The organism is Bremerella cremea, assembly GCF_039541315.1.
In the GTDB taxonomy this organism is placed as follows: Bacteria; Planctomycetota; Planctomycetia; order Pirellulales; family Pirellulaceae; genus Bremerella; species Bremerella cremea.
This window is the reverse complement of sequence record NZ_BAABFZ010000004.1, coordinates 496,500-520,613: the sequence shown is the minus strand read 5'-3', so window position 1 is coordinate 520,613 and position 24,114 is coordinate 496,500. Positions and strand designations below refer to the sequence as shown.

Sequence of the window (24,114 nt, the reverse complement as noted above, 5' to 3'; positions counted from 1 at the left end):
CGAGGACGTAGAACAGCTACTCTTGAACGCCAAGCTGCGTGACGAGTTGGAGCCGTTCTTCGACGAATCGATGAAGATTCTCGACAGCGGTCGCGTACCCATTCGCGTCGAAAACGAGTTTCTGAGTGCGATTCTCGCCTGGGAACGTGCCCCTGTACTGCCGATCTCGCAGTGGTTCAGCCCGAGCCTTGCTCCTCCCCGAGCCGATCAACTCTCGGCGGATGAACTGCACGAAGTCCTCTGGGACATGATCGACAAGCTCGCCTCGCGTCGCATCTACCTCGATTTCACCGATCATCTGAGCGATGCCCAACTGTATCGCCTGGTGGTGCGAGACATCCTGCCCTCGCAAGAGAAGATGGTCGACCTGACGAGCCATTGCATCTACTTCAACTGTGCCGAGCCCGATGGCGACCCGGAAACCTGGCTTCGCTATTACGCTTCGGAAGAAGAACGCCAAGGTTGGCTGGAAGAAACAGGCGAGCCGTTGCCGCCTGTCGAAAGCTCGCCTTTCCCTCGCAAATTGCCGGGCGAAACGCGTTAATCAGACCAAGAGCGAAAGCGGATTTCATCGCGTGCTGCTCGCAGCATCGGGGCATGGTGAAATCCGCTTCGCTTTTTCTTGCTAAATCACTTCTTCGGTTCGCTGCGACTGCAACCAACGCCGGGCGAAGAAGGTAAGCAGTAAAGGCAGGCCAGCCGAGATGGCCAGTGCGATCACCAGCCATTCCTGTTCCGCGGCAACCTGGCCGAAGGCAGCGTAGGCGACTGAGATGCCGGCATTGGCCAACAGGACGGGCGGCCAGAACTTACGCCACGAAAGCCCCTGGACACCTAGGAGGACGACGGCGGCCTCGGCCAGGATGGGCAGCGCACGGGTCACGACCAAAGTGACCACTCCCCAGTCATTTGCAAATTTCTGGAGGTTTCGGACGTCCTCTTCTGCCATCCAACGCCTTTGCAGTGCCGGCCCCGCCAATTTAGCGAGGCCAAACCCAAACGCGGCTCCCACGGTAAGGCCTGCAAAGCAGACCGCGCCGCCGGCAAGCAGGCCTAACTTGGCTCCAGCGAGGGTGTTTACCAGGCTTGAAGGGACCGGAAGGAACACGTCGAGAGACAATAGCAGGAACAGCACCATCGCCATAAGTCCAGGACTGGTCTGGGTTTCCTCCCATGCGGCGGCTGCCTGTTCGATATCGTGCCCCCAGATCACGAAGGGGATGATCGGAATGGCCAAAGCCACCGCAATCAAAACGAAAACCTTCAGGAATGTCGGCATTGCTTTACCGGCGGATTCGTCTGTTTTTCTTGGCATCCGATTTCTGACTTAACTATCATTTTTACTGGGGTAGGATTACCAAAGTATAAATACATTCCCACGAAACCAAGGTTCCGATGGGGTTTCCTTACAGCTTCCTGCAACGATGGAAAGAGTCATGGTCTCAAGATCACTTCTAGCGGCCCTTGTAATGCCGCTACTCGCCAGTTCCTGCTATGCACAATGGGGCGGTCCTTGGGGTGGCTACAGCTACCACGCTTCGACTGCTGAAGAAGGCTACCAGCGTGGTTTGGCCGACGTGATTCGTTCGCAGGGTATGTACAACCTCGAAACGTCGCGTGCCAATATTAACCAGGAGGAGGCGAACGCGGCCTACATCGAAAACCGCAACCGCGCCCAGGAAGTCTGGTTCGACATGCGTCGCCGCAACGATGCCTTCCGCGCTGAACAAGCGGGCCCGAAGGTTACCAGCGAGCAGATCTTCCGCATCAACGCTCAGCGCGCTCCGAAGCGTTTGAACGATGACCAGATCGATCCGGTCACTGGCGAACTGCACTGGCCGTTCATTCTGACCTCGATGGTTTACGAACCTTACCGCAAAGCAATCGACTCTGGTTTCCAGAAGCGTTCGCAGAAGGGGTCGTTCTCGACTTACGAGTCGCACCAGGAAGTTGTCAAAGCTGTCGACTCGATGTACGACGAGCTGAAGAAGCGGATTCGTGACTACGAACCGCAGCAGTACATCGACGCCAATCGCTTCATGGAAGCCTTGTCGTACGACGTCCGGTTCCCATCCAGCTAAGCGGGCCGACGTATTTGATCCTGACACCTTTGACTTGCAACACAACCTCTTCTCTATGAATACGAAACTGGAGACGGCGATGAGTGCCCGTTTGATGTTTTTGTGTGCCGCGATGCTCTTCTGCGGCACCCTATCTGCGGCCGAGACCGACACGCAGCAGTTGGTGGCCGACCTGAAGGCAGGTGGCGATAAAGCCTACGCAGCAGCAGATGACCTTGCCGACGCCCCTGCCGCGGAAGCAATTCCCGCCCTGACAGCCGCCCTCGATAGCGACGATGAAGAACTGCAGCGTCGTGCTGCTCGTGCAATCGCCCAGTTCGGCAAAGAAGCCAGCAGCGCCACGCCAGTGCTGGTCAAGCTGCTCGACAGCCCGCTGCCGAAAGTGCGAGCCTATGCCGCCTACGCCATCGGTAAGATCGATACCGGAAGCAACAAAGTCGTTCCGCAACTGATCAAACTGATCACCGACGAAGACGCCATGGTTCGCCATGAAGCGTTGGAAGCGATGCTCGAGATGGACGTCGATCCAAACGTCTCGCTGCCGATTCTGGTCAAGGTTCTGGAAAACGCTGAACCAGGTATGGTTCTGCCAGTGCTGACCGAAATGGCCGAGAAGGGCGAGAAGGCTCTGCCTCGCTTGAAGATGGCCCTGAAGAATCCGAAGGCCGCTTACTGGGCTTGTCTGGTCGCTGCCGAAATGGGCAAGACAGCGGCTCCTATCGTTCCAGAACTGGCCGCGGTCCTGGATAACGAAGACGCTGAAACCCGCATGCACGCTTTGATCGCCCTCGGCGAGATCGGTCCAGAAGCCAAGCCGGCCCTGGATCGTGTTATCAAGACACTCGATAGCGACCCGGTCCCAGCCGTGAAGTACTCGGCTGCCTTCGCCCTGGCGGCGATGGAAGACCAGAAAGCTTCGGACGCACTTCAGAAGGCTGCCGAAGGGGAAGACGCGTTTCTGACCCTGATGAGCTACTACGCTCTGGCCAAGCTGCATCCAGAAGACAAGCAGAAGATGGCCACCGCCGCGACCTTCCTGGTCGAAGCGATGAAGAATGAAAACCCCAACGTTCGTGCCGCAGCCGCACGCTGTCTGGCGAACCTGGGTGCTCCATCGTCTGTCGTTCAGCCCATCATCGCCGATGCCCTCAACGATGCCGATCCTCGCGTGGTGGTCAACATCACCGATGCCATCGTGAAAATGGGTCCGCAGATCCTGCCCAAGGTCGCCAAGGGCCTGCAGGACGAAAAGATGCGTTGGGTCTCGGTAACGATCATTCGTCGCTGGGGTGAAGCTGCTCCAGAAGCAGTCGCTCCGCTGGCCGAAGCATTGACCGCTTCTGATGATCCTCAGTTCCAAGCCGAACTGCTGATGACCCTGGGTGCAATCGGCGAAAAGTCGGCTGGTGCCCTGGAATCGATCATTCCGTTTCTGAAGTCTGATTCGCGAACGCTGCAGTTGGATGCGTTGTATGCCCTGGGCCGCATCGGTAACGGTGCCGTCTCGGCCAAGCCAGATGTCATGGCTCTGCTGACCAGTGAAGACGGCTTCACCGAGTTCGCTGCCGCCTGGTCGCTGGCGCATATCGCTCCTGAAGACGAAGACGTCGCCGCCAAGGCGATTCCGGTTTTGGTCAAGCACCTGAATGACAACACGCAGGACTACATTCCTAGCGAAGCCGCTCAGGCCCTGGCCATGTTCGGTGTGAAGGCCAAGTCGGCTCTGCCACAGTTGAAAGCTGCTGCAGACGCTGGCAACGAAGCCGCCGCCGAAGCAATCAAGGCGATCTCGAAGTAACGCTTCGACTCGCATAGCAACACAAAAAGGCCACCTCGTTTGGGGTGGCCTTTGTTTTTGCTAGCAGGCTTGGGTGTCGGCAAACGCGCATCCTGACTTGAACTGATCTTTTACCGAAACCGGGATTTTGCTAGTAATTTCCGAGCCGACACTATTTTCTTGAGAATGGATGCCAGAAAGAGTTTCGCATGTTAGGCAAGGATGCCATGAAAAACATTTACCTGCGTTTGGCCGTGATTGGTGGAGTGGTTGCTTTGGGCGCCACCGCAATCGGACAATCGATGATGGCATCGCGTGGTTCCGCCGATCCAGAACCGATCGAAATTTCGCAAATTCCACCGGGCGAGCCGACACAACTTGCGTCCGCATCATTCCCGCAATCGCAGGTCGTTCTCGCTTCGAACGATACGCCTGCCGAACCGGAATCAGCGAAGCCCGCCGCGTCAGAACCACCAGCCCAACCGGCTGTTCCGACGCCTGCCTCGCGCTTCCGCTTTTCCGACTCGGGCGAAGCCGCGACTCCGGTTTCCACGGAAAACCCTGCTTCTGGCAGCACCACGACGGTCGGTGGCGACAACTCGCCTCCAAGCCGCTTTAGTCGCTTCCCAGCACCGCCAACGGCTGCCGACTCCGAAGCTGCTGGAACGTCGAATCCTGCGGCACCTCCTGCTGGCGGCAATCGCTTCAGCATCGGCGACAGTTCGCCAGAGCCCACCTCGGCGAATCCTGCCGCCGGTGGTGCTCCGAGTATGCCTCCTCGTCCGCAAAGCTTCGCCTCGGATGCCGAGCCGACGCCCGCCGCTCCAGGCGGTGTTCCGGCGCCACCAGTTCGCTTCCAGATGGGCGATAACTCAGCCATTGGTCAGGCCGCCGAACAAATCAAAGAAACCGCCAACGGCATCGCTGCCGACGCCAATGCCGCCACCTCGGAAGCCTCTGCAGCCATTCAAGGTGCCGTCGATAGTGCCAACTCGCGGTTCTCGTCGATGGCTGGTTCGGCCAGCAATGCCCTTCGCGAACAAGCCGAAGCAGTCGGCAACGCGGTGAACTCGCATCTGCCGCCTCCCAATCCCATGGCGTCTGGTTTCAGTGCTACGGCCACTCCAACGCCGGCTGCGGTCCCTCAGCCAGCTATGCCTGGCTATGGTTCGCCCGAACCTTCGATGCCATCCCCGCCGCCAACCGGTCGCTTTTCGACAACCGATATGGCAGGCTCGAATCCGGCAGCATCGAACCCATCCGCTCCTTCCACGCCACAGCCAAGCGTGATTGGTTCGGCTCCTCCCGCATCGTTCAGCCAGACTCGCGGCTTTTCGGCGACGCCTGCTCCACCAGCCACCATGCCAGAAGACCCGCGTCCGACCTATCAGCCCGAAGCCCAGCCACAGCCTCGCTTCGGTGGCGAACAGCCAACCGCGATTGCCTCGCGTGCACCAGTGGGGGCTCCGACCGGCATGCTCGTTTCGGCTCGCCCTGGCGATTCGCATCTGGAAGGTGACCAGCAGCCAAGCATCCGCCTGGAAAAGGTCGCTCCTCCGGAAGTTCAAGTTGGTAAAGTCGCCATCTTTGAATTGCACGTCGAAAACAACGGTCAGGTCGAAGCCTCGAACGTCATGATTCGTGACATGGTCCCATCCGGTACCAAGCTCGTTTCAAGCAACCCTCAAGCCCAGCAGGGCAGCGATGGCAGCCTGACGTGGGACCTGGGTACCCTTCGTCCGCAGCAGCGTCAGACGATCAAACTCGAGATTCTTCCGCTGGAAGAAGGCAACATCGGTAGTGTCGCCAGCGTTTCGTTCGCCGCCAAGGCATCGGCTCGCTCGATCGTGACTCGCCCGAAGCTGACCATCTCGCAGTCGAGTGCCGCCACCGTTCTGGCCGGCAACCAACTCGGCATCACCATCACGATCGCCAACCCAGGCACCGGTGCCGCTACCGGCGTCGTCCTGGAAGAAAACGTCCCAGGCAACTTCACGCATCCTGCCGGCAAAGAACTCGAATTTGAAGTCGGTACTTTGAAGCCAGGTGAATCGCGTCAGCTCGACCTGGTGCTGAACGCCGTTGCGGCTGGAAATGTCCAAAACATGTTGCGGGCTCGTGCCGATGGCAACCTGACTGCAGAACATGCCCTTCCCCTGGAAGTGGTCGCCCCACAGCTTCAGGTCGCGATGACGGGCCCGAAACTGCGTTACCTCGAACGCCCAGCCAAATACACCGTTTCAATCAGCAACCCTGGCACCGCGCCAGCTCACGAGATCGACCTGGTCACGTACCTGCCGAAGGGTTTGAAGTTTGTCGAAGCCAACAACGCCGGCCAATACGATGCCACGCGTCACGCCGTCTTCTGGAGCCTCCAGGAACTCCCTCCTTCGCAGACCGGCACCGTCGAACTTGTTGCCCTGCCCATCGAACCAGGCGATCAGCGTCTGCGTGTTGAAGGCTCAGCGAACAAGGGGCTGACGGCCGAAGACGAGTCGACGATTCATGTGGAAGGCCTCGCCGCGATCTTCTTCGAGGTCGCCGACCAGGCCGACCCGATCGAAGTGGGCAAGGACACTACCTACGACATCAAGGTTGTCAATCAAGGCTCGAAGGAAGCGACCAACGTTCAGGTCACTGCCACGCTGCCGCAAGGTATGCAAGCAATGGCCGCCGACGGTGAAGTGCCTGGTTCGCTGCAAGGCAACCAGATCATCTTCCAGCCAATCGCCCGCCTCGATCCCAAGCAGACTATTCGCTTGAGCATCCAGGCCCAAGGCACCATGCCAGGCGATCAGCGAATTCGGGTTCAGGTCCGCACCGACGGCATTCCAGACCCGATCACCAAGGAAGAAAGCACCACGGTCTATACCGACCGCTAAGCTTCCCTAGGCTGGATCAAGAAACGAAAAAGGCTACACGCATCGTGTAGCCTTTTTTTGTGATTTGCTTCGTGGAATTTCGCTTGAGCTTAGAAGCTTTCGGCCATGTCGCGAGCGTGGTAGCTACTGCGAACAAATGGCCCGCTGGCAACTTTGACGAAGCCCATCTGCTTGGCCTGTTCGCCCAGTTCGACAAACTCTTCCGGACGAAGGTATCGCACGACTGGCAGGTACTTCTTTTGGTCGGGCTGCAGATATTGTCCCAAAGTCAGGAAATCGACATTCGCTTCACGCAGATCTGCCAAAGTGTCCAGTAACTCTTCGCGGGTTTCGCCCAGCCCGAGCATGAGGCCACTTTTGGTCTTCGTTTCCGGAGCGATCTCTTTTACACGCTTCAGCAGTTCGAGCGTCCAACTGTATTCGGACTTCGGACCACGCACCCGGCGATAAAGTCGGGGCACGGTCTCGGTGTTGTGGTTGAACACTTCCGGCTTCGCGGCCAGCACGCGTTCCAAGGCTTCCTTCGACTCGATGAAGTCAGGCGTCAGCACTTCGATCGTGGCGCCGGTTCGTTCACGAACGGCTTCGATGCAGCGGTAGTAATGATCCGCTCCACCATCCGGAAGATCGTCACGCGTGACCGAAGTGATCACCACATGCTTCAGCCCCAAACGGAAGGCAGCTTCTGCCAAACGTTCTGGTTCGTCGTCGGACAAAGCCTGCGGAGCCCCGCGAGAAACCGAGCAAAAGCTGCATGCCCGGGTGCAGATGGCGCCCAAGATCATGAAGGTCGCCGTTTGCTGCGAATAGCACTCCATACGATTGGGGCACTTCGCTTCCTCGCAGACCGTTTCCAGACCCAACTCTTTCATCAAGTTGGTGGTCTTGTGGCCGGGATCTCCCTTGGGGATGTTCCGCTTCAGCCAGCGAGGAAGCCGTCGCCCGGAATCAGGCGACGGAATATCAGAGGAATCGACGATCGGAAGCTCAACTGGCTGCTTGGCGGGTTCGATCACGTGTTTGCTTGACTACTTCAGAGAACAGAGGATGGCCCGAGTGCCACATCGAGTTGGCAGTCTCGAACCGGTGCGCCAAATGGTACGCCACACTGCGGGCGAACTCCCTTATTGTAGGGCACGACTCTGTTTCTTCCAGGAGACTGCTCATAGTGGCATGATCTCCGGGTGAGGCAAGCTCTGCCGGATTGGCCTCAACGCCCACCTGACTGAGGGGCGAGCAGGTCACATTCAGGAAGGCTCCGTGGCTGGTAATCCAGTTTTGGACCGCCACACCGATCGCGGCCAGCATGCCACTGCGCCCCCACAGACCGAAACGGCCAGGACGCTTGTAGCTGGGAACCTCGTACTCGCGAACCGTGTCCAGCAAACCATTCTGCAGACGTTGCAGATAATCGCCGACCGACCAACCGTAGTACTTGAGAGGGACAATCGGGTAAATCGCCAATTGTCCCGGCGTATGTGCCACGCAGGCACCACCACGACCGATCCAGCGCAGCTCCATCCTGCGACGACGCATCTCTTGCGTGGTCAAGCGGATATGTCGCCGCGAACCGGCACGGCCTATACTGATGAGCGGTGGGTGTTCGCACAGCAGACAGGTAATATGACCATCGTCGCGCCCGCCTGCTTCGTAAACCAGACGTTTTTGGAAGGCGACACATTCATCGAAATCGACCATTCCCATGTAATGGAAGTCGATTTGCTGAGGTCGTGGCCGAATAGGATCGGAAGACTGAAATTCAAATATTTCCACGCGATCGATATACCTGAAAGTCGTCGTTGCGAGGTCTTCGTTGGAGGGGGGGAGATTAGCAGGAGGTCCCATTTCCTCCTAGGTCGAAGTTAAGAAAAACTCCCTCCACATGCTGGCATTGCCATTCGTCTCAGGCCCACCCGCAGGACGCCTTAGGGACTGACAGAATCTCATCGAGAAAGCAACCAAAGTGGCTAAGAAGTCAAAAGCTGCCAAAAAAGAAGAAAACAAGAACGAGAAAACGATCGGCGAGAACCGGAAAGCTCGCCATGAATATCAGATTCTTGAACACCTGGAATGTGGCATCCAACTGACCGGCAGCGAAGTGAAAAGCCTCCGCGACGGAAAACTTCAGTTGGCTGAATCGTTTGCGCACGTCGTCAACGGTGAAGTCTTCCTGGTGAACTGCGAGATCTCGCCTTACTCGAACTCCAGCGAGTTTCTGAACCACGAGGCCCGTCGTAAACGAAAGCTGCTGCTGCACAAGCGTGAGATCGCCAAGTTCGCCGCCAAGAGCGAAGAGAAAGGGCTCACGCTCGTTCCCTTGAAGATGTACTTCAAAGAAGGCCGAGCGAAGGTCCTGCTCGGGATCGGCAAGGGTCGCCAAATGCACGACAAACGGGAAAAGCTGAAGAAAGATGTCGCCAAACGCGATATCGATCGGGCCCTGAAACGCGGTTAACCGCCCCATGCTTGGGAACGGATGGCCCGAACCAATCGCTAGCACATGTCGTAACGTGTTTAGCGATTAGGATCTTAACGCAAACATGCGAACCAAACGCAGACGCAACTCATTTGCACATAGGGGTTGGCGCCGAGCCTGGCCCATATTTCAATAGATGCTCGCGAAGTTCGCTTTGTCTCTCCTCATGCCTATTAAGTGGCCATGCTTAAAATCACGAACCTGAAGAAGTCGTTCCGCAGCCCCGATGGCGGGCGGATGCCGATTTTGGATGTTCCCCAGTTTAATGTCGCCGCCGCCGAGCAAATGGTGATCGTTGGTCGCAGCGGCTGTGGCAAGTCGACGCTGCTGCATCTGATCGCTGGGATCGGCCGGCCAGACTCGGGCGACATCAACGTCAACGGCCTGAATATCTCTCGCTTGTCGGAAGAAGGCCGCGATCGCTTCCGTGCGGAAGTGATGGGCTACGTCTTCCAGACCTTTAACTTGCTGCAGGCGTTCACCGCGTTCGAGAACGTGGTCCTGGGCATGTCGTTCTCGAAAGGTCGTGTCGATCGCGACCGAGCCAAAGAACTGCTCAAGCGAGTCGGTCTTTCGCATCGACTGGATGCCTATCCTCGCACGATGAGCGTTGGGGAACAGCAGCGTGTGGCGGTCGCCCGGGCGTTGGCCAACCGTCCGAAACTGCTTCTGGCGGACGAACCAACCGCGAACGTCGATCCAGCGAACCAACAGTCGATCGTCGACTTGATCCGTGAAACTTGTCAGGAAGAAGAGATCGCCCTGGTGATGGTGACGCACGCGATGGAAGTCGCCGAGCAATTCCAGCGAGTCGAACCTTTGGAGAAATTGAATCTGGTGGCCCAGGCACGAAAGGCACACGCATGAGCATCTTTCAAATTGCCTGGCGAAGCGTTCGCCAACGAGCCCTTGCTTCCGGTTTGACCTCGTTCTCGATGGGACTAGGCGTGCTGCTGGTGACGGCCGTGCTATTGGTGCATGGGATGGTCTCGAAGTCGTTCACCGACATCAAAGACCTGGGCTACAACATGATTGCCGGGGCCAAAGGCGGGAAGCTGCAGTTGGTGCTGAACACCACCTTCTACCTCAGCGAACCAGTCGAAAACATTCCGTACACGTTCTATCAAGAGTTCCTCACCAAGGCCGAGCAGGAAAAAGAGCTCGCGTTGATGGCGCCAGAAAAGCGTGGCGACCTGAAAGATGGCACCTACGCCAAGAACACCGAATTCGCCATTCCGGTTTGCCTGGGTGACTACTACCAGAACTACCGCGTCGTCGGTACCCTGCCCAAGTTCTTTGAAGACTTCAAAGCGGGCAACGGTACCGATCCTCGCTACACCTTCCGCGAAGGCCGCAACTTCAAGGCCTGGGACGAAGAGCATGGTTATTACGAAGCGGTCGTTGGCTACGTGGTCGCCAAGCAAACGGGTCTAAAAATTGGTGACAAGATCGCCGCATCGCACGGGGGCGATCCGAACGATGTGCATACCGATTCGCCGTTCACAATTGTCGGCATCCTGGATCCTTCCGGCACCCCGAACGACCGGGCCGTGTTCATCAACATGGAAGGCTTCTACCTGATGTCGGGACATGCCAAGGTGGAAGAGAACGAGAAGGTAGGTGCCGAGATCGGTGGAGCCGCCGTCAAGCGTCGCCAGCCATTGCCGATCAAGCAGCGGGAAGTGACCGCCGTGCTGGTCCGCACTTCCGATCCGTTCTCGCCGATCATCATCAAGAACCGGGTCAACGAAGGAAATGTCGCTCAAATCGTTATGCCGGTGATGGAGATTACCAGCCTTTTCGAGTTGATTGTTACGCCAATCCAGACCCTTCTCCTGGTAATTACGGTCCTGATCTGCATTGTCTCCGGGATCTCGATTCTGGTGAGCATCTACAACTCGATGAACGACCGCAAACGCGAGATCGCCGTCATGCGAGCCCTAGGGGCCCGTCGCACGACGGTGATGGGGATTGTGCTGACCGAATCAATCATCCTGTCTGTAGGAGGCGGTATTTTAGGCTGGATGGGCGCCCATATCCTGTTGGCTTGTGCCAGCCCGACCATCGAGGCCCAAACCGGGGTCCAGATTGGGCTGTTCGATACGGCTCCGCTCCCAAGAAGGCTTGAAGTAATAGTGCCAGCAGCAATAATAGAAAACGACTGGATTGGCCCCTTTTTCAGTCTAGAGTTGCTGATTGTCCCCTCCCTGATCCTATTGGCAGTGCTGGTCGGCTTCCTGCCGGCTTATACCGCGTATCGAACTGACGTCGCGGAAGCCCTGAGTTCGTCTCCTTAAGGGCGAATCGCACGGGGACCAATTGAACCTGGGGGTAACCATCATCACCGCCCCTGGGTGATTTCGTTCTCGCCTATTGTCTCGAACTGATGAGAAGTGTTCTTATGCTCACGCGGCTGATGATTCTTGGCGGAGCGTTGCTTGCGACTTCCGCTTTGCTGACGTCCGTATTGGCGTGTCCTTTCTGCGCGGCGGTCTCGCAAACGTTCTCGCAGGAAATCGAATCGATGGACGCGGCGGTCATCGCCACCCTAGTCGAAGCTCCAGAACCTTCGGCCGATGGTGCCGGCGTGGAAGCGACCTTCGAGATCAAGCAGATCATCAAAGGTAAGGACCTGCTGAAAGACACCAAGTCGATCAAGTCGCTCTACTATGGCGAAGGCCGCAAGGGTCGCGACTTCCTGATCCTGGGCACCGAACCTGAAAACATGATGTGGTCGACGCCGACCCTGCTGACCGAACGGGGCGTCAAATACATCAACGATGTCGTCAAGCTGCCGGCGACCGGTAATGACCGTTATGTCTTCTTCCAAGATTACCTGGAAGACGAAGACGAAATGCTCGCTCGCGATGCCTACGACGAGTTCGCGAACGCTCCTTACAGTGCTCTGCACGATCTCAAGCCAAAGATGAAACACGATCAGTTGGTGAAGTGGCTGAAGACGCCCGATATCGCCGCCAACCGTCGCCGCTTGTATTTCACCATGCTGGGTGTCTGCGGATCGAAAGACGATCTGAAGATGCTCGAAACAATGCTGGAGAGCCCGGAACGCACCGACAAGGCTGGCCTCGACGCGATGATCGGCTGCTATTTGACCTTGGCGGGTGCCGATGGTTTGCCAACCATCGAAAAGCTATACCTCGCCAATAAGGAAGCCGAATACGCGGACACCTACGCAGCGATCATGGCCCTCCGGTTCCATGGCACCGAAACCGACATCATTCTGAAGGAACGTCTGCTCGAATCGCTGCAGTTGATGCTCGATCGCCCTTCGCTGGCCGACCTGGTGATCGCTGACTTCGCCCGTTGGGAAGACTGGTCGGTGATGGATAAGCTGGTCAAACTGTTCAAAGAAGCAAACGAAGAAACCAGTTGGGTTCGCGTTCCGGTCATTCGCTACTTGATGGCTTGCCCGAAGCCCGAAGCGAAAGAGTACCTGATCGAACTGGAAAAGATCGATCCCGATGCAATGAAGCGGGCCCAGACCTTCTTCCCGTTCCAATCCCAGGCCGTGCCAACGCGTGCCGATGGCGAGAAAATGGCAGCCGCCGAGAAGATGTTGGCAATGGCCGACGTCGACGACAACCAGCTTCCACCTGAAGAGGAAACCGAAGCGAAAGCCGACGTGGCGCCGGTCGCTGCCGATGTTGCTTCCACTAAAAGCGGTCAAGAAACCGCGATGGCCAAGCACACCGTTACCCGTGACGAGCCGACCGGCGACGGTGATCGGGCCTTGGCCGCTGCGATTAACGGCAACCCGAACACGAACGATTCGACGGCTCAAGCCGTAGGAATCTTACAGCGTATTCAGTCGACCGCGATCCCCTTGGTTATGACGTTTGCGTTAATGCTGGCCATCTCGGGCATCCTGTGGAATCCAGCTAACAAAACCTCGCTATAAAATCGGGACATCCGTTCCGTTCTCCTCTTCTGCGAACTGTTTTGAACCCAACCATGAGTAGCGAAACCGAATCCCAAGCCGCTTTTTCCGGTGACGTCGATCCAGCCATCTACGAACAATACCGTTCGGTGAGTTCGCTGGCCGTGACTTCGTTGCTGCTCAGCGTGGTCAGCCTGGTAATGTTGCTGGCGATCGTCCTGGCTCCCGTCGCCATCGCCGGGATTGTGCTGGGTATCTGTGCGGTCTCGGCCATTCGGAAGAATCGCGAAACGCTCACCGGTAGCCGGATGGCAATCGCTGGCATCGTGATTTCGACCTTCGCTTTGGTGGCTGGGTCCAGCCGCTACGTGTACGACGAATACCTCAGCCTGCCCGAAGGTTACGAAGTCGTTGCTTTCGGTCTGCTGCAGCAATCCGATCAGTCGCTGACCCAACCGGTGCCAGACTCGGCCTTGGCTCTCGACGGTAAACAGGTTCTGCTGCGTGGGTATATTTACCCGCACGCTCAGAAGACCGGGCTAACTCGATTTGTGATGGTTCCTGACTTTGATACCTGTTGCTTTGGTGGCCAACCGAAACTGACCGACATGGTCGAAGTTCGCCTGGCCGATCCTTTGACGGTTGATTTTTCCTTCAGTCGACGGAAGATTGGAGGCACGCTTCGGGTCCATCCTGATCTTAAGAAGATCGAGGACCTGACCGGCGTCTTTTATGAATTGGAAGCTGACTACGTCGATTGATGTCTCCCACCTCCCAACCGCTCGCCCTCGTTTGCTGTTTGATCCTGCTTGCCGCTGGTTCGTGGGGCTGCCGCCCTGCAGTGAGCCCTGGCAATCCCAATTCAACCAGCCCGGTCGCTCTTTCGAACACCACTTTGCCAGAAGAGGCGGAACCTTCCGCGGATGTCACCGCAGAAGCTTCAACCGACAACCAGGCAAATTCCGACGATCCTCAGCCTGAGGCAGCCGAGCCGGCGAAGACTCCTCCGCGAGATCCTGCCGCGCCGAAACGAGAACGCCCGACGCCTAAGCCGCAGCCTGGCAAGACGCTCGATCTGACCTTCGACGATATCAAGTTCGACATCGAGCCTGACGCCAAATTCGAACGCAAAATGCTGCCCCAGGCGATCGAAGACCTGGGAGGCCAGAAGATTCGCATTGGTGGCTACATGCTGCCTGCGTTCCAGCAGCGTGACATCAAGCAGTTCGTGCTCGTCCGCGACAACATGGAATGCTGCTTCGGTCCTGGGGCCGCTCTTTACGACTGCATTCTGGTCGACATGGATGGCCGAGGCGTCGACTACACCGTCCTGCCGGTAACGGTCGAAGGGACGTTCACGGTCAAAGAGTATGTCGCCGACGGCCGACACATGGCCATCTATCACCTGCAAGGTGTGGGTGTTCGCTAACACCGGTCCGCATTCCTCCCGAAGAGTCGCCCCGTGAATCAAACTTCAGCGGACATCGAAGCGACTTCGCGCGGAGCGAATCGAAATGGTGGCCTCTGGGCGCTTGGCAACGGACTCGCCTCGACAACGCTGGTCTCATACTTCGCTCAAAGTCTCGGAGCGCAATCTGCTTCGGTCTCGTGGATCATTGCGGCTCCGAAATTGGTCGGCGTACTGCGGTGGTTCGCACCGAACTTATTGCAGCTCGGTTTCGGCTATCGCAAGACAAGCACGGCGGCATTCTTGCTGTCGACGTTCTTCCTGCTGCTGCTTCCACTGTGTGCGGTTCCCAATATGTGGCCGAGCGCGACGGCGGCCATTTGTGCGATTGTGGTTTGCTGGTGCCTTTATCACCTGGCCGAATACTTCGGACATGTCATCTTCATCGCCTGGCTGATGCAGGGAATCCCACCCACGATCCGCGGTCGCTTCTTCGGGCATCGCGAACGCTGGCAAACCGCCGGCAACCTGATTGGCTATCTGTTCGCTGGAACGCTGGGAGCGATCCTTCGCAATGCGTTCGAAGTCGACATGCGGTGGATCACTTATCCCTTTATCGCGGTCTACGGAGCAATTGCGATTGGCGTCTCAGTAATTCCGCTTTGGTCGATACCGGAACCGAAGGCAGTCGCTCCACCGACGCACAGTTTGTGGGATGACTGGCAACACTGGTCCGGGCCTCGGGCTCGTTGGTTTCTGCTTTATGGAACATGGTTCTCGGCCGCGAACGGATTGTTCTCGACGTTGTTGTCGATCTATCCCTATCGCGGGCTCGAAGTCTCGCTGCTCGTCCCGCTCGGCGTCGCCGCGGCAATGCGGCTTGGCCAATCGCTGATCAGCCGCCGGGTTGGCAGTACCATCGATCGCGTCGGCTGGCAGTGGGTGATGATCACCGGTCAGGTCATCACAGCCCTTGGCCCGGTGATGTTTTGCTTTGGAACACCAGGCTACATCGCCGGAAACCTGGCCTGGATCGCCTATGCCCTTATCAACGTTGCCCTGCCAATTGCGGTGGTCGATGGCCGATCCGATCGCAGCGCCGCCCCGCCACTGGCTTTGTATTTCGCATGGACCGGTCTAGTCTTCGCAGCTACCGCGTTGGTCGGTCCCCTGATTGCGGACTGGTTCGTCTCGACAGCCGATCGCTCGGATCCCCATGCTTACAACTGGTATTTCGTCGTCGCTACCCTGGTACGGCTTTCAGCGATTATCCCCCTGCTGATGCTCCCCGCTGAAACAACGCGATCCAAGTGATACACTCAATCGCTGAATCCTCTCCCTGTCAAAGGTAAGCGCATGCCCATTCAATCGTGGACCGGCTATTGCACCAACGTTCATGCCGGTGCGAATCTCGAACAAACCGAATCCAACCTCAACAATCACGCAGCTCGCGTGCAAGAGATCCTGGGCAAAGAGCAACCGCTGGGGATTGGGCTATGGCTTTCCAGCTCGACCGCTGCAGCATTGGTCGAACCAGGCAAGCTGGATGCCTTCGACGAACATCTTCGCACGAGGAAATGGATTCCCTACACGTTCAACGGGTTTCCCTTCGGCGACTTCCATAAGAACATCGTCAAGCTCGATGTCTACCTTCCGACCTGGTGGCAGACCGAACGCCTTACCTACACCAAGAACCTGGTGACGATCCTCGATCGTCTTCTAGCACCGGGCGAAGAAGGAAGCATCTCGACGATGCCGCTGGCCTGGGGTGCCGACCAGCCAACCGAAGACCAATGGTCGCTGGCCACCAGCAATCTGCTGAACCTGGTCGATCACCTGCAACAGCTCGAACAACAAACAGGTCGGCTGATTTACATCTGCATTGAACCAGAACCAGGCTGCCTTCTCGACACGACCGAAGACGTGATCGAGTTCTTCCAGAATCGCCTTTTCCCGGCAGGCAATCCGGATCAGATTCGCCGTTACCTGCGTGTCTGCCATGACGTTTGCCATGCGGCGGTAATGTTTGAAGATCAGTCGACCGTGCTCAGTAAGTATGCCGAAGCAGGCATCTTGATCGGCAAGGTGCAGATCTCTTCCGCCATCGAGATTCGCTTCGCCGATCTTAACGAAAACGAACGCCACGAGGTGCTGGCCGAGGTCGCGCAGTTTGCGGAAGATCGCTACATGCATCAGACGACCGTTCGCGACGCGGCGGGCAATCTGACTTACTACAACGACCTGCCGTTCGCCCTGGAAGCCGCCTCGCAAACGGTGCCGCAAGACGAAACCTGGCGAATTCACTTTCACATGCCGATTTATCTCGATCAGTTCGGCCTGCTGAAAACGACCCAGGCCCACATCTTCGATTTCCTCTCCGAGATTCGCAATTATCCCGACATTCGACACTTCGAAGTTGAAACGTACGCATGGGGCGTGTTGCCGGAGGAACTACAGCACAACGAACTCGCCGAGGGAATCGCTCAGGAAGTTCATTGGCTACGACAGCAGCTTTCCCACAGCCAGGCTCACTAGGAACCAGCACCATGCAGGCGGTCCGCAAGCGCCAGACTTCGCACGAGTTTACCTGGACAGATTCGACCGGTAGCAAGCGAACGCTTCCGTTCCTTTGCTACCAGCCCAGTAACTTCCAGGCCGACGCCACCATGCCTCTGCTTCTATTTTTGCATGGCGCCGGCGAACGAGGAACCGACCTGAAGCTGGTCACCAAGCATGGCCCTCCGAAGCTAATTGATCAGGGAGAAGACTTCCCGATGATCGTGGTTTCGCCGCAATGCCCACCGGAACAGTGGTGGGCCGATCGGGAAAACTTGGAAGGGCTGTTTCAACTGGTTCAGCACCTGCAAGACGATTTGCCCGTCGATCCCCGGCGGACTTATCTGACCGGGATGAGCATGGGTGGCTATGGCACGTTTGCGTTAACCGCTGCCCATGGAGAGCTGTTTGCGGCGGTTATTCCTGTGTGCGGCGGAGGCGACTTGCTGAACCTAGGTCAGCTTCCCAAAGTTCCGCTTTGGGCTTTTCATGGTCGAGACGATGATATCGTTCCGCTGGTGCGCAGCGAAGAAATAGTTGACGCCATTCAGAAGAATGGAGGTGACGCACGGCTGACGATTTATGACAATGTCGAGCACGATAGCTGGTCGGCAACCTATTCCAACCCGGACGTTTACGACTGGCTTCTTTCGCACGAACTACCGAAGCCCAGGTGAACTGCATGTCGACTTCCGGAGAGAACCCGTACGAATCCCCCCAAGGCGAATCGCTGGCTCCTCAGCCGGTAACGGACAGCCAGAATGTGGTTCCTCTCGCAGCAATCGATTACATGAGCTGCTTGACGCGGGTCTTTGAAAGCCCCAATTGGATCGTCAATTCGCTGCTGCTGGGGATCGCTCCGATCGTCTTTATTATTGGCCAGATGGTTTCGTTTGGCTATTTGATGGAAATGATCGCGTCGCGGGTCTATGGCAAGTCCGAAGTCTACCCCGATGTCGACCTCAACCGACTTGGTCCCTACCTGACGCGTGGTGCATGGGTCTTTCTGGTCTTCTTCGTTGCCTATTTGTGCACGATGCCAATCTCGATAATCGGCGCGGTGGTGATGATCATGACCCAGGCGATGCGAAACGACGTGCTGATGGTCCTCGGCATGCTGTTTTACATCGGGATGATCATGCTGGCGATCCTGATCAACTTCCTGGCGATGCCACCACTGATGCTTCGTGCAGGATTTCTGGTCGACTTCTCGTCGGCGTTCGACCTGGCTTGGATTCGCGACTTTGCCCGCAAGATGTGGGTAGAGATGGTGGTCGGTGCAATCGTCTTCTCGCTGCTGGCCTGGTTCATCTTGATGGCCGGGCTGCTGCTTTTCTGCGTCGGGTACATCCCGGCTCTCGGCGTGGTAACGCTGATGGCCGCCAACTTCATCGCTCAGTTGTATCAGGTCTTCATCTATCGAGGCGGCCAGCCGATTCCATTCCGCGAATCGGCTAAGCTGTAACTCGCCACGCAGACGAGCTACCCCATGCGGCCATCTTCCGCGAGGATGGCCGATACCGGTGATGTCGCATCGACATGAACATCGATCGCGGCGAGATACTCAGGGCTACCACCACGTAGGTAGAACTTGTTATTCGAATAGGTCGCCACGAGAAGCGGCCCGTTGGCACATACCGCGAAGTAGATCATCGCGAAAAGTCCCAGGAAGAAAATCACGATCGGCCAGGGAGTTTCCATGACGATCGCGATGACAATGCCTGACATCGCAATGGCCAGCGAGATGGTGAAGAACAACCAGTTCAGTCGCACGCGAGAACTGCATGACCGGCAGAGCGAATACTCGAGCTGGCATTTCTTCCGCAAAATCAGATACACGATCAAAAAGATGATTATCTGAAAGAAGAGCAAGATATAGACGGCCGGATGGATCCAGTACAAGTCCTTCTTGCGCCGCTTGCTATTCAGCGTCTCGTGCCCCTTGTCGCAGCACTTCGCACAGATTTCCGGAAGGACGATTTTCTCTCCCCCTACGATACGATTCCCCTCGACCTGATATCCATCAGGCACAACGTTAACCATCTCGCCCGCAACGGAAGGAGATGCGAACGGATTGATCGATCCAGAAGGCTGTTGTGGACTTTCCATCGGGTGGTCACCTTGGGGGCCAAAATTGAACGAAGAGTCTGGATTTTATGCCGTTTGCGACGCGGAATCGACACAGATTCCGCCCCATCCCCATGAAATCCATCGACTGATCTGATATACCAAACTAGATTACAGACTCAAACATTCTGAAGCCCTTTACCCGACTAAGCCCCTGCCATGTCTGTCGAACTCCGAAATCGCCTGTTCGAGCAACTCGACCAGCTTGTTCTGATTGATCCCCATACTCACATCAGTGCGCTCGACCCGTCTTCCCACACGCTGGCGGATATTCTGGGCTATCACTATTACACCGAGCTCTCTCATTCGGCAGGCATGCCGAAGGATCGGATTGAAGAGGAAGGGATTTCGCCCAAGGAAAAAGTGGGACGCTTGATCGAAAACCTCGGTCCGATCACCAACACGATTCAATACAGTTGGTTCATCGAAATGGCTCAGAAGCTCCTCGGCTTCGAGGGCGATTCGGTCGACAGCAGCAATTGGGAAGCTTTGTACGACTCGGCAGAAGCGAAGATGTCGGCCGACGATTGGACCGAAACGGTCTTCCGCGAAAGCCGCCTGGAAAGCGTCTTCCTGACCAACGATTTCGACGATCCGTTGGAAGGCTTCGACACCTCGCGCTACATCCCTTGCCTACGAACCGACGACCTGGTCTTCCATCTGACCAATCCTCGTACGAAGGTTCGTTTGTTTGAAGCAACCGACGTCGACGTCTGCGACGTTGCCACGGCTCGCGAAGCAATCGGCAAGCTGTTCACGCACTTCACCAACAAGAACGCCAAGGCTTGTGCGATCTCGCTGCCGCCTAGCTTCGCTCCTGTTCATATTTCGGACGCTCGTGCCGAAACCGCCCTCTCAAACGTGCTGGCCAAGGGGGAAGAAGCGGACGAAGCGGATCAACGTGCCGTCAGCAACTTTATTTTCTGGACATTGGCTGAAAACTGCCGCACGCACAAGCTTCCGTTCGACCTGATGATCGGCGTGAATCGCAAGGTGTTCCCTGCCGGCGTGTTCCAAGGCCAAGACTTGTACGACAGCCGCGTGTCGCTGATTCAGTACAAAGATCTGCTGAACGCCTTCCCCGACGTGACCTTCCCGATCTCGGTTCTGGCCAGTGTCACCAATCAGGAACTGGTCAGCTATTCGTGGATCTTCCCAAACGTCGTTGCCAATGGCCACTGGTGGTACAGCAACACGCCGACCTACATCCAGCAAGATTGTGCGGCTCGCCTGGAAGCGATTCCACGCACCAAGCAGATCGGCTACTACAGCGACATGTACAAGATGGAATTCGCGCTGCCGAAGTTCGCCATGTACAAGCGTGTGTTGGCGAAGGTTCTCGCCGAGAACTTCGTCATCGACCGCAACTGGTCCGAAGAAGCCGCCGTTGAACTGGGCACCCAGCTCCTGCGCGGCAACGTGGAAACGATCTTCCACGTCGGCTAGTCAGTGCTAGACAAAACAAGAAGGCTTTCCCGATGGATACCATCTCCCTGGGAAAGCCTTTTTTGTTTCTTGCGAGTCTGGCCCGCTCGCCATGAAGTCGATCGCTACGCCTTCTTCTTTGGTTTCCTGACAGCCTCGGTCGCTTGCAGCCCGTCGATCATGGTGACCGCCATCGCAGCCAGCCGTTTCGCAATGGCTGCGGTCAACGGTTGCCGTGTCACCAGCCGGAACCAGATCGCACCGTAGATCATCTCGATAACTTGTTCGCGATGCTTCGTGGAAAGCTTGCGTTGGGAAAGGACCAGCTTGATGTCGTCCACCCGACCGATCAGGTACTGCTGAAGCATCTCTTCGGCGAACTCGCCGTCGATCAGCATCTCGGCGAGCAGGCTGCGTAAAACGGTTCCACGCGGACCACTGAAGCGGGCATGCACTTCCCCGAGAAATCCCGCCAGGTCTGATTCCAGGTCGCCCGTCGTCCGGACACGAACGACCGAGCGCGCATCGTGGGCGAACGCTTCGAGCACGACCGCCGCCTTCGATGGCCACCAACGATAGATCGTCTGCTTGCCTACGCCTGCCTCGGCCGCAATGCCCTCGATTGTCAAACGGGAATAGCCATTCAGCTCGGTAAGCCGGAGCGATGCCTCGAGAACTGCTTGGTGGGTCGCCTCATTTCGGGGGCGTCCAGGCCGCCCTGACTTACGAGACGCATCGTCTTGTTTTTCCATGTCAACCATCTTAGAATGCGCTGCAACCAATGCCAACGGGTTTCCCAGCAACTTTCGCCGATGAATCTATCTGCATTCTTTCCCTTAATGACGCTAATCGTCTCGCAGTTAATCGGTGAGTGGATCTCCGCGACCTTTCAGCTGCCGCTGCCCGGTGCAGTGGTTGGGGCCGTACTGCTCTTCATCGCGTTGTGCTTGGTCCCGGGGCTGCATGCCAAGATCGCCCCTTTCGCTCACACGCTGCTGCGGAACATGCTTTTGTTCTATGTGCCGGCAAGCGTCGGCATCATGGTCACCTTTGGTGAAATTGCCAGCCGCGGTCCCTTCCTGCTGATCGTGACCGTGGTTAGCACCTGGATGACCGCCTTTGTCTCGGCTGTGGTATTCGACTCGTTTCGATCGCGCAGCGAGGAACCGGCCCCATGAGTTTCGACAGCACCATCTTCGCCCTGGCGTTAACCTTTGTTTGCTACGAAATCGCTGAAGCCCTCTTTCGTTGGTCTGGCCGCAAGGCGGTATTCAATCCGTTGCTGTTGGCGGTGTTGATGATCATCGGTTGCCTGACGCTGGTTGAAGTCGACTACAAGACCTACTTCGCTGGCACCCAGTTCATCCACTTCCTGCTAGGCCCGGCGACGATCGCCCTGGCCGTTCCCTTGTATGAACAACGGCATCGTATTTGGTCGGCGATCGTTCCGATCCTTTGTGCCACGCTCGCCGGGACAGTCACCAGCATCCTGATTACGGTCGTCTGCCTTTATGCCAATGATGCCGGGACCTTGCTGATTGCCTCGTTCGCGCCGAAAAGCGTCACGACACCCGTTGCGATGGCGGTCGGAGAACGCCTCGGCGGGACCGGATCGCTGGCTGCAACCGGAGTGATGCTCACGGGGCTTTGCGGAGCAGTGACCGGCCCTATCGTCCTTTCGTTGGCCAGTCGCATCTTCGGCAAGCTCTCGGAAGCAGGGAAAGGGTATGCCCTGGGGATGTGTGCCCACGGAGCCGGAACGGCTCGAGCCTTCCAGGATAGCAACGAGGCAGGGGCCTTTGCCGGGGTCGCGATTGGCCTGCACGCCCTGGTGGCAGCAATTGCCATCCCGATCGTGCTGCATCTTATGGGCATCCACTAAAGGGAATGCTGGCAGATTTGCGGGGCGCCAGACCTTGGGCTTGTTGGGTGGAACTAGACTGCCCTCTTGACGGGCGACGCAAGAAATTCTCGTTCTCGCACTGAATTTCCGCCAAGACACCACACACACGCAAGTCGTTATGCAACAAGACCTTGCGGATTCCCGCAATCAATTTCGGCCGAAAAAACGGACGCGTTCTAGACAATTTATTGACCGCCCCGTGAACCTTTTGAAGCCGCCAGGCATCTAGCCAATATCCCCACAGACGGCATTTTTGTCGCACTCTGGGAGAATCTTTGTTGTTGCCCGGCTGAGTTCGGCGATTTAAGATTCATGATCCTCGCACTTGGAAGGTGCTTGGATTTCAAACTTCCATTTCATAGTTCTCTCACTGCGCGCAACTGCGTAGGAGGATGAAACAATGCGTTCCAACATCATCAACATTCGCGCCAATATTGCCGCCGTCGTCGCCCGCGTTGCCGTGGTCGCCGTTGATGTTATTCGCAATGCATCCGCCTCCGGTTTGCGCCTCTATGGCCATACATGGCAGCAGTACGGACCGACCACGTGGTTTAAACAAACCACCGAATGTCCGGAACGTGACGTGCCATGTGATGCAATGCGATGTCTTGGCGGCAGCCTTCCCGGCAGTAGCCCGTCAATGTCGCTCTCGATGCGTCTGCTACTACCAGTGCAGTCGCTGGGCCTCTTACCCAGAAGCTAAAGGGACACAAAACCCAAGCCTGAACGCAAGGGTTGTCCCCGCACAATTTGCGAAGCTTCTGAGACGCTAGGCCCCCGAGAGCCCGAGTTGTCCTGCTGTGATGCGCTTATTCCTTACGCATCCGTTTCCAGGTCTCAACTCGTCGCTTTGGGTTCCCCGTGCCGTGTGCATAGCTGTCGTTTGCCGCTTTATGCACTCTGACTTTGCCAGAACTGCCTTAGATATATACGTCTGGAAACTATGATGAACGGAAACTTGTACAACGATGATCGGGATCGGATCGAAGGTCTGGTCCTTGCTGCTCAAGACGGAGACCGGGACGCATTCGGTCAGCTGGTTGAGATCTTCCAGCCGGTCGTTTTCGCGATCGCTTTGAAGCGTTTGCGTCACTACTGGGAAGCCCAGGAACTGGCTCAGGACGTCTTCATCCAGGCAATGCAGAAGCTGGATCAGTTGCGTGAACCGGCTGCGTTCCCAGGTTGGTTGCGTTCGATCGCTGCCCGTATGGCGATCAACCGAGCTGTTCGTCGACCGAATGATTTCGCGACCGAACCGGAAGCCTTGGCTTCGGTTTGCGTAGAAAATGAAACGCCGTTGCACGCCATCTTGGAAGTGGAACGCCGAGACAACCTGGCCGTGAGCATGGGTCGTTTGGGTGAACTCGACCGAGATACGCTGCACGCGTTCTACGTCGATGGACATTCGCTGCGGGAAATGAGCGACGAGTTCGAGGCTCCGATCGGAACGATCAAGCGTCGTTTGCACGTCGCCCGTAAGCGACTGGCCAAGGAGATGGAAGAACTGGAAGCGGTCGCCGTGTAGGCGACCCAATCCTTCCTTTCGTCGAAATTGAATTGAGTTGACCGCGCCCCTGGGAT

General features: G+C 57.0%; 24 protein-coding genes. 19 read left to right on the top strand and 5 right to left on the bottom strand.

The genetic code is table 11. The features are described 5' to 3' along the window. Positions 1–22: 22 nt before the first annotated feature. Entirely contained in the window at positions 23–544 is a 522-nt protein-coding gene (locus ABD890_RS16755; protein WP_345092165.1) for a hypothetical protein, read from the top strand. An 81-nt stretch (positions 545–625) separates the two neighbouring features. Here the strand turns inward: ABD890_RS16755 and ABD890_RS16750 are convergent, their stop codons facing one another. Continuing rightward, positions 626–1,315, bottom strand: a complete 690-nt coding sequence (locus tag ABD890_RS16750; RefSeq protein WP_345092162.1) for a TVP38/TMEM64 family protein — start codon at positions 1,313–1,315, stop codon at positions 626–628. Between the two features lie 121 nt (positions 1,316–1,436). Here ABD890_RS16750 and ABD890_RS16745 point away from each other — a divergent pair, with 121 nt between their 5' ends. The 3 genes from ABD890_RS16745 to ABD890_RS16735 all read left to right on the top strand — a co-directional run bounded on the left by ABD890_RS16745 (position 1,437) and on the right by ABD890_RS16735 (position 6,740). Next, a complete protein-coding gene (locus tag ABD890_RS16745; protein ID WP_345092159.1) occupies positions 1,437–2,081 on the top strand; it encodes a hypothetical protein in 645 nt (214 codons plus the stop codon). A 55-nt stretch (positions 2,082–2,136) separates the two neighbouring features. Next, entirely contained in the window at positions 2,137–3,879 is a 1,743-nt protein-coding gene (locus ABD890_RS16740; protein ID WP_345092156.1) for a HEAT repeat domain-containing protein, read from the top strand. A 206-nt stretch (positions 3,880–4,085) separates the two neighbouring features. Further along, positions 4,086–6,740, top strand: coding sequence for a CARDB domain-containing protein (locus ABD890_RS16735; protein ID WP_345092153.1), 2,655 nt, complete (start codon positions 4,086–4,088; stop codon positions 6,738–6,740). An 89-nt stretch (positions 6,741–6,829) separates the two neighbouring features. Here ABD890_RS16735 and lipA read toward each other — a convergent pair whose 3' ends face one another. Both lipA and ABD890_RS16725 read right to left on the bottom strand, forming a co-directional pair. Next, the gene (gene lipA, locus ABD890_RS16730) at positions 6,830–7,720 is read right to left on the bottom strand and encodes a lipoyl synthase (RefSeq protein ID WP_345092427.1); all 891 of its coding nucleotides are present in this window, start codon (positions 7,718–7,720) and stop codon (positions 6,830–6,832) included. A gap of 7 nt (positions 7,721–7,727) precedes the next feature. Then, complete coding sequence (locus ABD890_RS16725) at positions 7,728–8,513, bottom strand: lipoyl(octanoyl) transferase LipB (RefSeq protein WP_345092150.1); 786 nt, start codon at positions 8,511–8,513, stop codon at positions 7,728–7,730. Between the two features lie 190 nt (positions 8,514–8,703). Between ABD890_RS16725 and smpB the strand changes: the two genes are divergently transcribed. The 10 genes from smpB to ABD890_RS16675 all read left to right on the top strand — a co-directional run bounded on the left by smpB (position 8,704) and on the right by ABD890_RS16675 (position 18,543). Beyond that, the gene (gene smpB / locus ABD890_RS16720) at positions 8,704–9,195 is read left to right on the top strand and encodes an SsrA-binding protein SmpB (RefSeq protein WP_345092147.1); all 492 of its coding nucleotides are present in this window, start codon (positions 8,704–8,706) and stop codon (positions 9,193–9,195) included. Positions 9,196–9,399: 204 nt separating this feature from the next. Continuing rightward, a complete protein-coding gene (locus tag ABD890_RS16715) occupies positions 9,400–10,083 on the top strand; it encodes an ABC transporter ATP-binding protein (RefSeq protein ID WP_345092144.1) in 684 nt (227 codons plus the stop codon). Further along, positions 10,080–11,513 (top strand): ABC transporter permease, encoded by a 1,434-nt coding sequence (locus ABD890_RS16710; protein WP_345092141.1) that lies wholly within the window; start codon positions 10,080–10,082, stop codon positions 11,511–11,513. Before ABD890_RS16715 ends, ABD890_RS16710 begins: the two co-directional genes overlap by 4 nt. A gap of 104 nt (positions 11,514–11,617) precedes the next feature. Then, entirely contained in the window at positions 11,618–13,135 is a 1,518-nt protein-coding gene (locus ABD890_RS16705; RefSeq protein ID WP_345092138.1) for a hypothetical protein, read from the top strand. A 53-nt stretch (positions 13,136–13,188) separates the two neighbouring features. Further along, complete coding sequence (locus ABD890_RS16700; RefSeq protein ID WP_345092135.1) at positions 13,189–13,875, top strand: DUF4190 domain-containing protein; 687 nt, start codon at positions 13,189–13,191, stop codon at positions 13,873–13,875. Continuing rightward, positions 13,875–14,543: a DUF3299 domain-containing protein gene (locus ABD890_RS16695; RefSeq protein ID WP_345092132.1), complete on the top strand. Its 669-nt coding sequence runs from the start codon at positions 13,875–13,877 to the stop codon at positions 14,541–14,543. The genes ABD890_RS16700 and ABD890_RS16695 overlap by 1 nt, the downstream gene beginning before the upstream one ends. 33 nt (positions 14,544–14,576) lie before the next feature. Further along, positions 14,577–15,836, top strand: coding sequence for an MFS transporter (locus tag ABD890_RS16690; protein ID WP_345092129.1), 1,260 nt, complete (start codon positions 14,577–14,579; stop codon positions 15,834–15,836). Positions 15,837–15,878: 42 nt separating this feature from the next. Beyond that, positions 15,879–17,057: a metabolite traffic protein EboE gene (gene eboE / locus ABD890_RS16685; protein ID WP_345092126.1), complete on the top strand. Its 1,179-nt coding sequence runs from the start codon at positions 15,879–15,881 to the stop codon at positions 17,055–17,057. Positions 17,058–17,068: 11 nt separating this feature from the next. Continuing rightward, positions 17,069–17,755: a carboxylesterase family protein gene (locus ABD890_RS16680; RefSeq protein WP_345092123.1), complete on the top strand. Its 687-nt coding sequence runs from the start codon at positions 17,069–17,071 to the stop codon at positions 17,753–17,755. Between the two features lie 5 nt (positions 17,756–17,760). Beyond that, positions 17,761–18,543, top strand: coding sequence for a DUF4013 domain-containing protein (locus ABD890_RS16675; protein ID WP_345092120.1), 783 nt, complete (start codon positions 17,761–17,763; stop codon positions 18,541–18,543). A 17-nt stretch (positions 18,544–18,560) separates the two neighbouring features. On the opposite strand, the gene ABD890_RS16670 is transcribed toward ABD890_RS16675, so the two are convergent. Beyond that, positions 18,561–19,187 (bottom strand): hypothetical protein, encoded by a 627-nt coding sequence (locus ABD890_RS16670; protein ID WP_345092118.1) that lies wholly within the window; start codon positions 19,185–19,187, stop codon positions 18,561–18,563. 177 nt (positions 19,188–19,364) lie between these two features. Between ABD890_RS16670 and ABD890_RS16665 the strand changes: the two genes are divergently transcribed. Further along, complete coding sequence (locus ABD890_RS16665) at positions 19,365–20,651, top strand: amidohydrolase (protein ID WP_345092116.1); 1,287 nt, start codon at positions 19,365–19,367, stop codon at positions 20,649–20,651. A gap of 104 nt (positions 20,652–20,755) precedes the next feature. Here the strand turns inward: ABD890_RS16665 and ABD890_RS16660 are convergent, their stop codons facing one another. Beyond that, positions 20,756–21,382 (bottom strand): TetR/AcrR family transcriptional regulator, encoded by a 627-nt coding sequence (locus ABD890_RS16660; RefSeq protein WP_345092113.1) that lies wholly within the window; start codon positions 21,380–21,382, stop codon positions 20,756–20,758. A gap of 60 nt (positions 21,383–21,442) precedes the next feature. Here ABD890_RS16660 and ABD890_RS16655 point away from each other — a divergent pair, with 60 nt between their 5' ends. From ABD890_RS16655 to ABD890_RS16640, 4 genes are all read left to right on the top strand, one after another. Continuing rightward, the gene (locus ABD890_RS16655) at positions 21,443–21,808 is read left to right on the top strand and encodes a CidA/LrgA family protein (protein WP_345092110.1); all 366 of its coding nucleotides are present in this window, start codon (positions 21,443–21,445) and stop codon (positions 21,806–21,808) included. Continuing rightward, positions 21,805–22,512 (top strand): LrgB family protein, encoded by a 708-nt coding sequence (locus tag ABD890_RS16650; RefSeq protein ID WP_345092107.1) that lies wholly within the window; start codon positions 21,805–21,807, stop codon positions 22,510–22,512. Before ABD890_RS16655 ends, ABD890_RS16650 begins: the two co-directional genes overlap by 4 nt. Positions 22,513–22,933: 421 nt before the next feature. Next, a complete protein-coding gene (locus ABD890_RS16645; RefSeq protein WP_345092104.1) occupies positions 22,934–23,236 on the top strand; it encodes a hypothetical protein in 303 nt (100 codons plus the stop codon). A 240-nt stretch (positions 23,237–23,476) separates the two neighbouring features. Beyond that, the gene (locus ABD890_RS16640; RefSeq protein ID WP_345092101.1) at positions 23,477–24,058 is read left to right on the top strand and encodes an RNA polymerase sigma factor; all 582 of its coding nucleotides are present in this window, start codon (positions 23,477–23,479) and stop codon (positions 24,056–24,058) included. Positions 24,059–24,114 lie beyond the last annotated feature (56 nt).

Bases quoted from the DNA above. Each gene is read 5' to 3' on its own strand.
- ABD890_RS16750 (WP_345092162.1), bottom strand. From the start codon at position 1,315: ATGCCAAGAAAAACAGACGAATCCGCCGGTAAAGCAATGCCGACATTC.
- ABD890_RS16745 (WP_345092159.1), top strand. From the start codon at position 1,437: ATGGTCTCAAGATCACTTCTAGCGGCCCTTGTAATGCCGCTACTCGCC.
- ABD890_RS16740 (WP_345092156.1), top strand. From the start codon at position 2,137: ATGAATACGAAACTGGAGACGGCGATGAGTGCCCGTTTGATGTTTTTG.
- ABD890_RS16735 (WP_345092153.1), top strand. From the start codon at position 4,086: ATGAAAAACATTTACCTGCGTTTGGCCGTGATTGGTGGAGTGGTTGCT.
- ABD890_RS16715 (WP_345092144.1), top strand. From the start codon at position 9,400: ATGCTTAAAATCACGAACCTGAAGAAGTCGTTCCGCAGCCCCGATGGC.
- ABD890_RS16710 (WP_345092141.1), top strand. From the start codon at position 10,080: ATGAGCATCTTTCAAATTGCCTGGCGAAGCGTTCGCCAACGAGCCCTT.
- ABD890_RS16705 (WP_345092138.1), top strand. From the start codon at position 11,618: ATGCTCACGCGGCTGATGATTCTTGGCGGAGCGTTGCTTGCGACTTCC.
- ABD890_RS16700 (WP_345092135.1), top strand. From the start codon at position 13,189: ATGAGTAGCGAAACCGAATCCCAAGCCGCTTTTTCCGGTGACGTCGAT.
- ABD890_RS16695 (WP_345092132.1), top strand. From the start codon at position 13,875: ATGTCTCCCACCTCCCAACCGCTCGCCCTCGTTTGCTGTTTGATCCTG.
- eboE (WP_345092126.1), top strand. From the start codon at position 15,879: ATGCCCATTCAATCGTGGACCGGCTATTGCACCAACGTTCATGCCGGT.
- ABD890_RS16680 (WP_345092123.1), top strand. From the start codon at position 17,069: ATGCAGGCGGTCCGCAAGCGCCAGACTTCGCACGAGTTTACCTGGACA.
- ABD890_RS16675 (WP_345092120.1), top strand. From the start codon at position 17,761: ATGTCGACTTCCGGAGAGAACCCGTACGAATCCCCCCAAGGCGAATCG.
- ABD890_RS16670 (WP_345092118.1), bottom strand. From the start codon at position 19,187: ATGGAAAGTCCACAACAGCCTTCTGGATCGATCAATCCGTTCGCATCT.
- ABD890_RS16665 (WP_345092116.1), top strand. From the start codon at position 19,365: ATGTCTGTCGAACTCCGAAATCGCCTGTTCGAGCAACTCGACCAGCTT.
- ABD890_RS16660 (WP_345092113.1), bottom strand. From the start codon at position 21,382: ATGGAAAAACAAGACGATGCGTCTCGTAAGTCAGGGCGGCCTGGACGC.
- ABD890_RS16655 (WP_345092110.1), top strand. From the start codon at position 21,443: ATGAATCTATCTGCATTCTTTCCCTTAATGACGCTAATCGTCTCGCAG.
- ABD890_RS16650 (WP_345092107.1), top strand. From the start codon at position 21,805: ATGAGTTTCGACAGCACCATCTTCGCCCTGGCGTTAACCTTTGTTTGC.
- ABD890_RS16645 (WP_345092104.1), top strand. From the start codon at position 22,934: ATGCGTTCCAACATCATCAACATTCGCGCCAATATTGCCGCCGTCGTC.
- ABD890_RS16640 (WP_345092101.1), top strand. From the start codon at position 23,477: ATGATGAACGGAAACTTGTACAACGATGATCGGGATCGGATCGAAGGT.